The 13,365-nt window shown below is 72.0% G+C and carries 15 protein-coding genes; 12 read left to right on the top strand and 3 right to left on the bottom strand.

Translation table 11 applies throughout. From position 1 onward, the window contains the following. Window positions 1-130 precede the first annotated feature (130 nt). From HHX40_RS20955 to HHX40_RS20905, 11 genes are all read left to right on the top strand, one after another. Window positions 131-1,219 carry a L,D-transpeptidase gene (locus tag HHX40_RS20955; protein ID WP_182881939.1) on the top strand — a complete coding sequence of 363 codons (1,089 nt, stop codon included), beginning with the start codon at window positions 131-133 and terminating at the stop codon, window positions 1,217-1,219. Between the two features lie 66 nt (window positions 1,220-1,285). Continuing rightward, window positions 1,286-1,900: a trimeric intracellular cation channel family protein gene (locus tag HHX40_RS37795; RefSeq protein WP_138459579.1), complete on the top strand. Its 615-nt coding sequence runs from the start codon at window positions 1,286-1,288 to the stop codon at window positions 1,898-1,900. Between the two features lie 329 nt (window positions 1,901-2,229). Further along, window positions 2,230-3,108 (top strand): CDP-alcohol phosphatidyltransferase family protein, encoded by an 879-nt coding sequence (locus HHX40_RS20945; protein WP_182881938.1) that lies wholly within the window; start codon window positions 2,230-2,232, stop codon window positions 3,106-3,108. Between the two features lie 75 nt (window positions 3,109-3,183). Continuing rightward, window positions 3,184-3,642, top strand: a complete 459-nt coding sequence (locus HHX40_RS20940) for a hypothetical protein (protein ID WP_117409234.1) — start codon at window positions 3,184-3,186, stop codon at window positions 3,640-3,642. A 101-nt stretch (window positions 3,643-3,743) separates the two neighbouring features. Then, window positions 3,744-4,229, top strand: coding sequence for a DUF1992 domain-containing protein (locus HHX40_RS20935; RefSeq protein ID WP_182881937.1), 486 nt, complete (start codon window positions 3,744-3,746; stop codon window positions 4,227-4,229). Between the two features lie 110 nt (window positions 4,230-4,339). Next, on the top strand, window positions 4,340-5,839 hold the full coding sequence (locus HHX40_RS20930) for a serine hydrolase domain-containing protein (protein ID WP_182881936.1): 1,500 nt from the start codon (window positions 4,340-4,342) through the stop codon (window positions 5,837-5,839). Between the two features lie 22 nt (window positions 5,840-5,861). After that, window positions 5,862-6,545: a response regulator gene (locus HHX40_RS20925; RefSeq protein ID WP_182882041.1), complete on the top strand. Its 684-nt coding sequence runs from the start codon at window positions 5,862-5,864 to the stop codon at window positions 6,543-6,545. A 3-nt stretch (window positions 6,546-6,548) separates the two neighbouring features. Next, the gene (locus tag HHX40_RS20920; protein ID WP_182881935.1) at window positions 6,549-8,096 is read left to right on the top strand and encodes a sensor histidine kinase; all 1,548 of its coding nucleotides are present in this window, start codon (window positions 6,549-6,551) and stop codon (window positions 8,094-8,096) included. 78 nt (window positions 8,097-8,174) lie between these two features. After that, window positions 8,175-8,732, top strand: a complete 558-nt coding sequence (locus tag HHX40_RS20915) for an RNA polymerase sigma factor (RefSeq protein WP_182881934.1) — start codon at window positions 8,175-8,177, stop codon at window positions 8,730-8,732. Further along, window positions 8,729-9,616, top strand: coding sequence for a hypothetical protein (locus HHX40_RS20910; protein WP_182881933.1), 888 nt, complete (start codon window positions 8,729-8,731; stop codon window positions 9,614-9,616). The genes HHX40_RS20915 and HHX40_RS20910 overlap by 4 nt, the downstream gene beginning before the upstream one ends. A 110-nt stretch (window positions 9,617-9,726) precedes the next feature. Beyond that, window positions 9,727-10,296 (top strand): GNAT family N-acetyltransferase, encoded by a 570-nt coding sequence (locus HHX40_RS20905; RefSeq protein WP_182881932.1) that lies wholly within the window; start codon window positions 9,727-9,729, stop codon window positions 10,294-10,296. Window positions 10,297-10,324: 28 nt separating this feature from the next. Here HHX40_RS20905 and HHX40_RS20900 read toward each other — a convergent pair whose 3' ends face one another. Together HHX40_RS20900 and HHX40_RS20895 are read right to left on the bottom strand one after the other, a co-directional pair. Beyond that, window positions 10,325-11,344: an NADPH:quinone reductase gene (locus HHX40_RS20900; protein ID WP_182881931.1), complete on the bottom strand. Its 1,020-nt coding sequence runs from the start codon at window positions 11,342-11,344 to the stop codon at window positions 10,325-10,327. A 10-nt stretch (window positions 11,345-11,354) separates the two neighbouring features. After that, entirely contained in the window at window positions 11,355-12,248 is an 894-nt protein-coding gene (locus HHX40_RS20895; RefSeq protein ID WP_182881930.1) for an aldo/keto reductase, read from the bottom strand. 137 nt (window positions 12,249-12,385) lie between these two features. On the opposite strand from HHX40_RS20895, the gene HHX40_RS20890 reads away from it, so the two are divergent. After that, a complete protein-coding gene (locus HHX40_RS20890; RefSeq protein WP_182881929.1) occupies window positions 12,386-12,973 on the top strand; it encodes a TetR family transcriptional regulator in 588 nt (195 codons plus the stop codon). 11 nt (window positions 12,974-12,984) lie between these two features. Here the strand turns inward: HHX40_RS20890 and HHX40_RS20885 are convergent, their stop codons facing one another. Continuing rightward, window positions 12,985-13,338, bottom strand: coding sequence for a winged helix-turn-helix transcriptional regulator (locus tag HHX40_RS20885; RefSeq protein WP_182881928.1), 354 nt, complete (start codon window positions 13,336-13,338; stop codon window positions 12,985-12,987). Window positions 13,339-13,365 lie beyond the last annotated feature (27 nt).

Here is a 13,365-nt window from a genome sequence, read left to right as displayed (position 1 = left end):
CACATGCGCCGACCGTATCGCCCGGCCCCGACAGTTACTTGATCGTTATGGTCTCGGACGCACAAAACCGGCTTTTCATACGTTCCAAGAGAGTGCAAATCGCAGTGAAACCCTCTTTGAGGAGTAGACCGTGAACATCCTCCGGCGGGCGGCCCACGTCACACTGACCGTCGCCGCCATCGCCGTCGCAACGGCCTGCTCGGCGGAAGGCACAGCCCCACAGACCGAAGCAGCACAGACCGCGGCGGCACAGACCGCGGCCACACAGACTCCGGCCGCGCCGGCCACCGAAGCCACCGGGACCGCCGCCGGGCTCGCACCGCACGCGGCGTCCAGGACGGCGCGCAGGGCGGGCAAGCCGAAGCTGGGCATCGCCGACATCACGCCGATGGGCGAGAAGGTCGAGCGGGTCGGCGTCGGGTTCCCGATCATCGTCACCTTCGACCGGGCCGTACGCGACCGGGCGGCCGCGGAGTCCGTGCTGCTGGTCCAGGCCGAGAAGCCGGTCGAGGGCGCGTGGCGCTGGGTCTCCGACCGCAAGGTCGTCTACCGGACCAAGACGTACTGGAAGCCGCACCAGAAGGTGCTCTTCAAGGCCCTGCTGAGCCGGATCCCCGGCAACGAGGCCGCCAAGGACGTCTCGCGCCGCTTCGCGGTCGGCACCGCCAACATCGCGGTCGTCGACACGAAGAAGCACGTGATGAAGGTCCGCCGCGACGGCAAGCTCGCCAAGACGATCCCGATCAGCGCGGGCCGCGGCGGCCTGGTCAAGAACGGCGTCGACGTCTACCTGACGACCAGCGGCGTCCACCTGGCCATGGGCAAGAAGCGGGTCGAGACGATGACCTCGTCCTGGCTCGGCGTCACCGACCCGAAGGACCCGCTCTACTACAAGCTGGAGATCCCCTGGGCGGTCCGGATCTCCGACAGCGGCGAGTACGTCCACCAGAGCGCGGGCGACTACCAGTTCCTCGGCAAGTCGAACCAGAGCCACGGCTGCGTGCGGGCCACCCCCGCCGGGGCCAAGTGGTTCTACGGCATCAGCCAGCGCGGCGACGTCGTCCAGGTCACCGGCACCAAGCGCAAGCTCGACTGGCGCAACGGCTGGAGCTACTGGCAGCTGAACTGGACCCAGTGGAAGCGCGGCAGCGCCCTGCCGGCCGGTTCCCCGGCCCCCTCCGCGTCCCCCTCCCCGACCTCGGGCGGCCTGGAGGGGTGACGCACCCCAGGTAGGCCTGTCGGCCACTGAGAGCCGCGTGAGAGCCGTGTGGGAGACTCCACACCTGTGACTCCCGCCCTCGACCTCGCCGGAATCTTCGTCTTCGCCCTTTCCGGCGCGCTGCAGGGCGTACGCAAACGGCTCGACGTGGTCGGCATGGCGGTGCTGGCGTTCTTCACCGCCGTCGGCGGCGGGATCACGCGCGACCTGTTCATCGGCGTGCAGCCCGCCGCCTTCCGGGACACCGGATATCTCCTCGTGCCGATCGCGGCCACCGCCATCGCCTTCTTCTGGCATCCGCAGGTCGAGCGGGCGATGCCCGGCGTGCTGGTCTTCGACGCGGCGGGCCTCGGCCTGTTCTGCGCGGTCGGCACCGCCAAGGCGCTGGCGTACGGCCTCTCGCCGCTGCACGCCGTGCTGCTCGGCGTCTGCACGGCGGTCGGCGGCGGTGTCATCCGCGACGTCCTGTCCGGCGAGATGCCGACCCTGCTCTACGACCGCCAGCTCTACGCCGTGCCGGCGATGCTCGGCTCGACGGCGATGGCCGTCCTGTACGCGCTGGACATCCGCGGATTCGCCGCCACCCTCTCCTCGGCCGTGCTCGCCTTCGCGCTCCGCATCCTCGCCATGCGGTACGGCTGGCGCGCTCCCCTCGCCCGGGGCGTCGGCGGACCGGTCTGAGCCGCCCTGACGCCGGCCTCACGCGCCCGGCCGCTTAAATCCAGATTTATCACTATTAAGTGATTTCGCATGCCCGGGCACCCCGGGAAAAAGTCGCGGAAGGCGGCCGACGGGTGCTTTGATGAGTCGCGGGAAAAAGAACACCGAAGGAATTCCGAAGAAATGCCGACCTGAGGGCATGGACATGCTCAGGACTCTTCTCCTGCCGACGGTCGCCCTGCTCGGCGCCGGCGACCCGCGTCCGGGCGACGACTCGCACGCGCTCGGCCTGGACGACGAATTCTGACATTTCTCCCGCGACTTGCCGGACAACCAGAAAGCCCCCCGAAATGACGTTCACATTCCAAGACGTACGCTCGCAGACGTACAAGGCGCGGGACGCCTGGTGGACCGTGTTCCTGGTGGATCCCCTGGCCGGCCGGCTGGTCGTCGGAACCGCCAACCGCACGTCCGTCACCCCCAACCAGATCACCTGGGGCGCGTTCGCCCTCGGCCTCGGGTCGGCCTGGTGCTTCCTGCGGGCGGAGTGGGCGTGGCTGGTCGCGGGGGCCGTGCTCTACCACCTGAGCTTCGTCCTCGACTGCATGGACGGGAAGATCGCCCGGCTCAAGGGGACGGGCACCGTCCTCGGCGGCTGGCTCGACTACGTCTTCGACCGGATCAGGGTGCTGACCTGCACCGTCGCGCTGGTGTGGGGGCAGTACCGCGTGACCGGCGAGGACGTCTACCCGCTGCTGGGCATCACGGTGGTGTTCCTCGACATGCTCCGCTACGTCGACGCCCTGCAGATCGCGAAGGTCCGCCGGGAGATGCGGCGCAGGGTGCGGCGGGCCTACTGCGAGTCGTCCGGCGGCCCCGCGCCCCTTCCGCGGGCGCTGCTGCGCGAGGACCCCGAGGACGACCCGGACGAGATCAGGGTCCGCCTGGCCGCGGCCGTGGACCTGCAGGAGGAGTTCCGCACCCGTTTCTCCTGGTATCCGCGGCTACGCGAGTGGCTGCGCGCGCACCGGGTCCGTACCCATCTGATGAGCGGCATCGAGTTCCAGATGGCGGTGTTCATCGTCGGGCCCATGACGGGCGCGATCGTACCGGTGACCATCGGCGCGGCGGCCCTGCTGCTGCTGTTCGAGGCCGCGATCATGTACAAGCTCCTGCTGTCGTCACGCGACCTGTCCCGCGTGCTCGCCGTGATCCGCGCCTCCGGATGACGCCGCGTCGTGACCGGCAGAGACGCCGGTAGAGACGCCGGTAGAGAGGCGGGTGCGGCGGGTAGCGGTGGGGACATGACCGAACGCGACGAATCCCGTGAGGACCTCCCTGCCCGGCCCGATCCGGGCCACCGCCGGCCACCCGGTCTCGACGACGTCACCGTCGACGCGCTGGGCAGGCTCAGCAAGGCGCTGGAGACGATCCACCGCGCCAGGGGCCACCTGTACGCCTTCCACCAGCTCACCGGCACAGCGGACTTCGAGCTGGACGACGCCGTACGCCTGCTGCGCCAGGCCGGGCACGACAAGTGGGCCGACCGGATCGAACGCGAGCTCATCGGCCGCAACGTCCTCCAGGGGCGCTGGACCTTCCAGATCGTGGAGGAGTACGACGACGGCTACTACACGCTCTTCCAGGAGCTGGAGCGACAGGCGCGTGACGAGCTGGCCGGCGGCCGCCGCCATCTCTTCGAGGCGGAGCTCAAGCAGCAGCGCCGCACCCCCGGGCAGCCCGGCCACGAGACGATGCCGTGAGGCGAACGGCGGCGCGGGCGGCCGGCCGAGCGCCGGTTATCCTGCGGGGAGGATGCCGACCGTACCGTGCGAGACCGTACGAGACCGTGCGAGGTGAGGCCGTGACGGACCGCAGACCCCTCGGGACGAGCTTCGAGTCGTGGATCGACCGGCAGATCCGCGAGGCCGCCGAGCGCGGGGAGTTCGACAACCTGCCGGGCACCGGCAAGCCCATCCCCGGCGCGGGCGAGCCGTACGACGAGATGTGGTGGATCAAGCAGAAGATGCGTGCGGAGAACCTGTCGTTCCCGCTGCCGGAGACGCTGGCGCTGCGCAAGGAGGCCGAGGAGGCCAGGGCGGCGGCGCTGGGCGCGCGGACCGAGACCGAGGCGCGCCGGATCGCCGAGGAGATGAACGACAGGATCCGCGAGAGCTACCACAGGCCCCTGTCGGGCCCACCGGTCGTGCAGCCGCTCATCGACGTGGACGAGGTCGCCGCCGGATGGCGGGCCGCCCGCCCGGTCGCCGACCAGGCCGCGGAGAGGGAACCCGCTCCCCCGCCGGCCCCGGCCAGGCGCTCCTTCCTCCGCCGCCTGTGGCGCCGTTGAACACCTGACGAAAGTCGGGTGAGAGACCTTCCGATCGTCCGCTGTGCCGCCCCCCTGAGGGCTCATACCGTACGTGACCTGCGTACACGTGAGAGATCGGGGAGAAGACGGTGCGGACACGGAGAATCGCCGCGGTCGCCGGCCTGCTGGCGACACTGACGGCGGGGACGGCGCTGGGGACAGCGGCGGCGACGGCGAGCACCGCGGCGGGAGCCGTCGCCGAGCGGCCGGGCGAGGTGACACCGGCGGCGATCGACCACTACGTGCGGTCGTACATGCGGCGGACCGGCCTGCCCGGCGCGATGGTTACGGTCGTCCACGGCGATCGGGTGGTGTACGCCGCCGGGCACGGTCACACGGCGGGCGGCGAGGCGATCACCGCGGACACGCCGATGCCGCTCGCCTCGATTTCCAAGTCGTTCACCGCCCTGGTGGTGCTCCGCCTCGCCGACGAGGGCAGGATCGACCTGGACGCCCCGGTGCGGCGGTACCTGCCGGACTTCACGATGGCCGATCCCCGGGCCGGTGCGATCACCGTGCGGCAACTGCTCCAGCAGACCTCGGGCATGAGCGACCGGACCTTTCCCGAACTGACGCTCCCCGCGCCGGACGACCTTGAAAGCGCCGTCGCGATGCTCGGGAACGCCCCGCTCGCCGCGACGCCGGGCACCCGGATGATCTATCACAACCCCAACTACGCGGTCGCCGCGCGGCTGGCCGAGGTGGTGTCCGGGAAGCCGTTCGCCGACTGCCTGGCCGCCGCGGTGCTCACCCCGCTCGGCATGACGTCCACCCGGACGGTGAACACGACGGAGGAGTTCCCCGGCGCGGGCGCCGGGTACGTCCGGGCGTACGGCCGGCTGATCGGGCGTGCGCATCCGAAGTGGTTCGTCAACGGCTCCTACGGAGTCGTCAGCACCGCCAACGACATGGCCAAATGGCTCATCACGCAGGACGGCGCGGGTCACGTCCTCCCGCCGGGCACCGTCAGGACGGCTCAGGCCCCCTCGGGCGTGGGCGGCAGCACGTACGGCATGGGCTGGTCGGCCGGCCGGACCGGCGGGGGAGCCCCCATGCTGCGGCACACCGGCTGGCTGCTGACGCACAACTCGGCCCAGACGATCCTGCCCGCGAGCGGGTACGGCATCGCCGTCGTCACGAACACCGGCATGGTCTCCGGGGACGACGCGTTGATCATCAGCGACGGCGTCACCGGGATGATCGAGGGCAGGCCGGACACGGACGCGGCGCCCTTCACGATGTCGGCGGACTACTGGCTGGCCGGCCTGTCGCTGCTCAACCTCGCGCTCGGCGCGGCGGGGGTGCTGCGCTCCGGCGGCTGGGCGCGCCGCCGTACGGGCAGGCCCGCATGGCGGCTCGCCGCGCGGCTGGTCCCGTACGCGCTGCCTCTCGCGCTCTATCTCGGGCTCGCGGACCTGGCCGGGCTGTTGCTGAACCGGGTGGGCACGCTGGACCAGCTGACGTATGTCTGGCCCGCGCTGTACGTCTGGGCCGCCACCGGGGCGCTGGCCGCCGTCGCCGTCGTGGTCGCCCGCCTCACCCGCACCGTGCTCACCCGCACCGTGCTCGCCCGCCGCGCGCTTCGGTAGCGTCCCCGTCATGAGGTCAGACATGATCCGGGTCCTGCTGGCGGACGACGAGGCGCTGATCCGGGCCGGCATCAGGAGCATCCTCGGCACGGCCGGCGACATCGACGTGACCGCCGAGGCGGCCGACGGGCGCGAGGCCGTGGACCTCGCCCTGCGGCACCGCCCGGACATCTGCCTGCTCGACGTGCGGATGCCGCGGCTCGACGGGCTCGGAGCGGCCGCCGAGCTGCGGCGCGTCCTCCCCGAGATCGCGGTCGTGATGCTCACGACGTTCAACGAGGACGAGTACGTGACGAGCGCGCTCGGCTCCGGGGCCTCCGGGTTCCTGCTCAAGTCGGGCGATCCCCGGGAACTCATCGCGGGGGTCCGTGCCGTGGCCGCCGGCGGCGCGTACCTCTCCCCTGCCGTCACCCGCCAGGTGATCGCCCGCCTCCGTACGCGCCCCCACGGCGTGCCGGGAACCGCCCGCGACCGCCTGGACGAGCTGACCGAGCGGGAGCGCGAGGTGCTCGCGCTGGTCGGGGCCGCGCTGTCCAACGCCGAGATCGCCCGGCGGCTGCACCTCGTGGAGGGGACGGTCAAGGGATACGTCAGCCAGATCCTCACCCGCCTCGGCCTGAGGAACCGGGTCCAGGCCGCGATCCTGGCGTACGAGGCGGGTCTCGTGCCCGCCGCACCCGGCGCGCCGGCCGATCGGAGGCCCTGAGCCGTGCGGACGCCCCGGCTCCAGGACCTCGCGCTGTGGGCGGCGGTGTGCGTGCCACCGGCCGCGGCGGCGCTGGACCCCGACGGGCGGACCCTGACACCGCTGATCGCGGGTGTCCCGTCGTTCGCCGTCGCGACCGCGCTGGGACGCGCCCGGCCGCTGATCGCGCTCGCCGTGCCGGTGGCGCTGACGCTGGCGCTGGACGCGCGGATGCTGACTCCTCTGTACTGGACGTGGGCGGCGCTGGCGCTGTTCGGTTACCTGGCCGGGCGCCGGGCCGAGAGCGGGCGCGCGGCCCTGTGGTTCTTCGCCGCCGTCGCCCTCTCCGGGCTGCCGCTGTCCGCCCTCGTCCTGCGTGACCTGTGGGGCTGGCCCACCCAGCTCCTCACGTTGCTGCTCGCGGTGGTGCTGCCGTGGCTGGCCGGCCGCTGGCATCGCCAGTACGCCGAACTGGTGGACACGGGCTGGCGCCTCGCCGACCGGATGGAGCGTGAACAGCGGGCCGTCGCGGACCGCGCCCGGACCCGGGAGAGAGCCCGCATCGCCGGAGACATGCACGACTCGCTCGGTCACGACCTGACGCTCCTCGCGGTGCGCGCCGGAGTCCTCGAACTGGATCCCGGGCTCGACGCGCGGCAGCGCGACGCCGTACGGGAGCTGCGTGAGGCCGCGGCGGAGGCCACGCACCGGCTCCGGGAGATCATCGGCGTGCTGCGGGAGGACGACTCCCTCGTGCCGCCCCGGGAGGAGAGCGTGGAGGGCCTCGTCGAGCGCGCCCGCGACTCGGGCATCCCGGTCGTCGTCGAGCAGACGAGCGACACCGACGGCCTGCCCCCGATGGCGGCGCTCGCCGTCCGCCGCGTGCTCCAGGAAGCCCTGACGAACGCCGCCAGGCACGCCCCTGGCGCGACCGTGCGCGTCCGGCTCGTACGGGACGAGACCGCGTTCGGGGTACGCGTGGTGAACGACGCCGCCCCGGCGGTGAGCGCGCCCGGACGGGTGCCGCCCGGGGCCGCGCCGGGAGGGTCCGGGCTGGTGGGGCTCGACGAGCGGGTCCGGTTCGCGGGCGGGACCCTGCGCAGCGGTCCGACCCCGGCGGGCGGTTTCGAGGTCTGGGCCGAAGTTCCGATCGCCGGACGTGACGGGAACCCCCTGGTTCCGGAGTCCGAGGAGGGGCGTGCGGGCACCCACGCCGCCGCCGGGGAGCTGGCCCTCGCCCGGCGGCGGGTGCGGCGGCGGCTGGTGGAGGCGGCCGGGGTGCCCGTGGCGGTGCTCGCCGTGATCGCCCTGATCATGGTCCCTCTCGGCTTCGTCGGCTCGTCCCTCTCGGTCCTCGACCGGGAGACGTACGAAGGGCTGCACGTGGGTGATCCGCGTGACGACGTGCGGTCCGGGCTTCCCGTGTTCACCAGGGACGGGCCGCCGGACGGAGCGCCGGTCCCGCCCGAGGGACAGGACTGCCTGTACTACACGGTGAAGAACGCCGACCGGCTCGCCTACCGGCTGTGCTTCCGCGAAGACCGGCTGGTCTCGAAGGCCGTGGTGCCCTGAGCCGGAAAAAGCCTGAAACGCGTCCGGGTGAGCCGGACATGTGCGGGGCCGACGACCTCCCACAGGAAGGACGGCCGCATGGGCCCCCCGGATCGCAGAAGGCTTTTCGAGGAGATCTACGAGGCGCACTACTCCGACCTCCTGACCTACGTGTGGCGGCGCACCGGCTCTCCCGACGACGCCGCGGACGCCATCGCCGAGACGTTCACCACGGCGTGGCGGCGCATCGACGAGCTTCCCGAGGGGCGGGAGGCCAGGCTCTGGCTGTACGGCGTGGCCCGGCGGGTGCTCGCCAACCAGCGGCGCGGCGCGTCCCGGCGCACGGCGCTCGCCACCCGGCTCCGGGCGGAGCTCACCGCCTGGCAGGACCCCGCCCCCACCCCCGGCCACGACCGCGACGCCGTACGCCGGGCGTTCCGGCTGCTCGGAGAGCGGGACCGCGAGCTGCTGGCCCTGGTCGGCTGGGAAGGCCTGGACACGGCCGAGATCGCCACCTTGCTGGGCTGCTCCCGAGGCGCCGTGCGCCTCCGCCTCCACCGCGCGCGCCGACGGCTGGCGCGCAACCTGAAACTCGTCGGATCCGACCTTGCCACCTACGGCGTACGCGCCACCGAGCCGGCGAAGGGAACGTCATGAGACGCGACATCGACCACCTGCTCGCGGGAACCGCCCCCGCGCCGGGCCCGGGGATGACCACGGGGGCCCGGGAACTGTTCGAGGAGATCACGTCGCACGCGGTGGAGGAGCCCGAGACCGCCGGGGCCGAGCCGGGGGTCGGGAGCCCGCGCCGGTGGAGGCGCTGGGGCCTGTCCGTCGTGGCCGCGCTCGTCGCCGCGCTCGGCCTGGCCGGGCCGGGGTTCCTCGGCCTGGGCGCGGGCCCGGCCGCCGCCGCGCTCGACATCAGGCAGGAGAACGGCTTCTACGTCGTCATGGTGAGGGACCTCTACGCCGATCCCGAGGTGTACCAGGAACAGCTTCGTGGCCTCGGGCTGAACGTCTCGCTGCGCCTGGTCCCCGCGTCGCCGAGTCTGGTCGGCCGCATCTGGGAGGGCACGGTGCGTACCGGCGGCGAGCGGACCTCGGAGGGGGGACGCCGTAAGGACGCGATCGAGACCATCGACGGCTGCCTCACAGCGGACTTTCCCTGTGCGATCGGCCTGAGGATCCCCGTCGGCTATACGAAGAAGATCGACATCACACTCGGACGCCGGGGGCGGGAGGGCGAGCAGTACACCCTGATCGCGTCCGTCGACGCCCCCGGGGAACCGCTGCACTGCACCGGTTTCCGCGGCGAGCGCGTGGACCGGGTCATCGCGCTGCTGCGCTCCAGAGGAGTGCCCGACGCGGTCTTCGTCACCGCCGACGGTGATCGCGCCACCGTGCCCGGATCCTGGTACGTCCACGAGGGCGTGCTCAGGTCGGCCGGCAGCGTCCGCCTGCTGGTGGGCCCCACGCACAGTCGCCCCGACGTCCCCGGTCCCCGCATGCGGGGCGACGACTGCGTGAAGGACTCCTCCTGATCGTCCGGATGCCCCGGTCGTCTGTCGTGAGGAAATGCGATGATCGCCGTATCGTTCTCGGAGGAGATTCACATGAACGACCGGTTCGACGACGTCGCCGACCTCAACGCATGACCGTCGTACTCCACGGTCCTCCGGACGAAGAGGGCTCCTCTCTGCTGCTCCGGCTCTGGACGGAAGAGGACATCCCTGAACTGATCGACGCCTACCGTGACCCCGTCATGCGCCGCTGGACCAGGTTCCACGTCGACGACGAGCAGGACGCCCGGCGGTGGATCGAGCTCCAATGGAGAGGCTGGCATGACGGTGACCGGCTGAGCTTCGCCGTCGTGGAGCCGGAGCCTGGGCGTGGCCGCTCTCGTCTCGTGGGCAACGTGGTGGTCAAAGGTCTCGTCGCCGGCGGAGACTCCGCCGAGGTCGGCTATTGGACCACCCGCGAAGCACGCGGCCGGGGCATCGCCGGCCGGGCTCTCGAGTCGCTCAGCACCTGGGCTTTCGACAGGTTCGCCAGGCAGGGCCTGGACTTCCTCAAACTGCTCCACCTGGTGGACAACCACGCGTCGTGCCGCGTGGCACAGAAGTGCGGCTACGTCCTGGAAGAGGTCGTCCCGGCTCGCCCGCCGTTCCCCAGCGGGGGACACGTGCACGTCAGGCGCGCTCCTCAGGATTCTTCCCAGTGAGATTGACGGGCGCCGTCCCGCGCGTGGTTCATCGGGTGACGTCGACCAGGACCTTGCCGACCACGCCGTGCTCCACCGCCCGGTGCGCGTCGGCGGTGCGGTCGAGCGGGAAGCGGACCAGCGGCAGGCCGTGTTCCTCGCCGACCGGCAGGGCGCCGTCGCGGACCGCGGCGGCGACGTCCTCGGCGGCCGCGGCGCGCGCCGCGGCACCGGCCGTGTAGAGCACCAGGAACTGCAGGCGTGTGTTCAGCACCATGTTCTGCGGCACGTTCAGTTCGACCGGTCTGCCACCTTCGTTGGCGTACGTCGAGATCGTGCCGCGCGTACGCAGCACGGCGAGGTCCAGCGCGAGGTTCGCGCCGAGCGCAACCTCGGCGACGATGTCGACGCCGTCCGGGGCGATCGTACGGATCTCGGCGGCCGGGTCGCCCCCGCGGTAGTCGACCACGTGGTGGGCGCCGGCCGCGGTGGCCAGCCGGGCCTTCTCCGGACCGCTGATCGTGCTGATCACGGTGGCGCCGGCCCATCGGGCGAGCTGGATCACCGCGTGCCCGACCGCTCCGGCCCCGCCGGCGGCGAGCACCACCCTGCCGTCGAGCGCACCCGGCCGCAGGCGGCGCGGTCCGTCCTCGGCGACGGTTAGCGCGCGGTGCGCGGTGAGCGCGGGGACGCCGAGCGCGGCGCCGACGTCGAAACCGGCCTCATCGGGCAGCGGGACGGCCTGGCCGGCGGGTACGACGGTGAACTCGGCGGCGGTGCCGGTGGGCCGCCCCGCGGCGGCCAGGAACAGCCAGACCCGCTGACCGATCCGGCTCCGGTCGACCCCTTCGCCGACGGCGTCGATCACACCGGCGCCGTCCAGGTGCGGAGTGACCTCCGGGAAGCGCTTGGGGCCGGTGACGCCGGAGCGGGCCTGCAGGTCGGCCGGGTTGACCCCGGACACGGCGACCCGGACGCGAACCTCGCCGCGGCCGGGCGCGGGCAGGTCACGCTCGACGAGCCGGAGTACGCCGGGGCCGCCGTTGTCGCGGTAGACGATCGCCTTCATGATCCGTCCCCTAGCCGAGCGAAAGTTCGCTGGAGCGGGACTCGACCGCGTCGAGGACGGCAAGGGTGGCGTCGTCGAAGGCGATCTCGCTGGCCGCCATGTTGGCCTCCAGGTGGCCGCGGTCGGCGGTGCCGGGGATGAGCAGCACGTTCGGGGCGTGATGCAGCAGCCAGGCGAGGCCGACCTGGGCGGGCGTGACCCCCAGCGACTCGGCCACGGTGTGGACGACCGGCTCCTCGGCGACCTTGGGCAGACCCGGAAAGGCCCCGCCGAGCGGGAAGAACGGCACCCACGCGATGCCCTCGGCCGCGCACAGCCGCAGCATGTCCTCGTCGTCGCGGGAGACGAGGCTGTAGGCGTTCTGCACGCAGACGATGCCGGCCGGCAGGGCGCGGCGCAGGCCGTCGAGGGTCACGCTGCCCAGGCCGATCGCCCCGATCTTGCCCTCGTCGCGCAGGGTGATCATGGCGGCGAGCTGGTCGTCGAGGTCGACCACCTGGTCGCCCTCGGGACGCAGCCCCGGGCCGGAGTCGAGGCGGCGGAGATTGACCACGGGGAGCCGGTCGACGCCGAGGCTCCGCAGGTTGTCCTCGACGCTGGCCCGCAGTTGTTCGGGCCGCTGCGCCATCCGCAACGGCAGGCGCCCGCCCGGGTTGGGGTCGGCGCCGACCTTGGTGACGACGACAACGTCGTCTTCGGGGCGTACGGCTTCGCGGATCACCGCGTTGGCGAAGCCAAAGCCGTAGAACTCGGCGGTGTCGACGTGGTTCACGCCCAGCTCGACCGCCCGGCGCACCAGCGCGACGGCCTCGGCGCGGTGGTCTCCCAACCGGCCGAGCTGGGCCGCGCCGTAGCCCACCCGGGCCACGGTACGGCTGGCGAAGGAAGCAGTAGGAGTGCTCATGAGCACACCGTACAAACAGAAAATGACAGATTTCAATAGTTGTCATCTGTCGAACATGGTTTGACGGCCGTCAGTCCGCTGACGTACGTTCCGCTGCGGGGCCCGGAGGCCTCGTACCAGCTCGACAGGGAGATCCGATGCGCGGAGAGCCACTCGACGCGGAGACGATCGTGTCGGCGACCGAGGAGGTGCTGCGCCGCCACGGTCCGGAGAAGACCACGGTGCTCGACGTCGCGCGGCTGCTGGGAGTGAGCCACGGCAGCGTCTACCGGCACTTCCCGTCCAAGGCGGCGCTGCGCGAGGCCGTGATCCGGCGCTGGCTCGACCGGGTGCGAGACGATCTCGTCGCGGCGGTTCAGGACGCCGGACTGACCCCGCCCGACCGGCTACGCGGCCTGCTCACCGCCATGTTCGCCGTCAAATGGGCGAAGGCGAGGGAGGACCCGGAACTGTTCGCCACCTTCCGGGTGCTGGCGGCGGAGCACAGCGCCGGGTCGCGGTCCCATCTCGCGTTCCTGCTCGACCAGATCCGCGCCGTCGTCGCCGACGGGGTGGCCGGCGGCGACTTCGCGCCCTGCGATCCGGAGGCGACCGCGCGAGCCGTCTTCAACGCGAGCACCCGGTTTGTCGATCCCAGGCACGCCGCGGAGTGGCAGTCCCCCGAGATCGAGGCGGAGGCCGCGAGCGTCGTCTCGCTCATCCTCGACGGCATCCGGGCACGGTGACGGCCGTCAGGTCAGGACGTCGCCGACGAGGCGATGAGGTCGTCCAGGTTGTCGGCGGCCCACTGCGCCAGTTGCGCGAGGGGGCCGTTCGCGAACGACTCGCCCAGCGGGGAGAGCTGGTAGACCGCGCCTGCCTGGCCGGCGCCACCGCTTCTCACGATCAGTCCGCGCGCCAGCAGACGTCGCAGGGCCTCGGTCAGGACCTTGTCGCTGACCCCCGCGATACGCGTGAGCAGTTCTCTGCGTCGCGTCGGGCCCAGGCGTAGGGCTGAGAGCACGACGGGATCCCAGGCGTGGCTGATGAGCTCGGCCGCGGCGCGTACCTGGCAGTCGGAGACGAATGTCTCACAGGTCCCCTCGATCACGGATCCAGTCTCGCATCGGTCGCCTAC

This window comes from Microbispora sp. H10949 (assembly GCF_014161435.1).
Lineage (GTDB): Bacteria > Actinomycetota > Actinomycetes > Streptosporangiales > Streptosporangiaceae > Microbispora > Microbispora triticiradicis.
The sequence above is the reverse complement of the archived record's forward strand: the minus strand, read 5'-3'. Positions and strand labels throughout refer to the sequence as shown.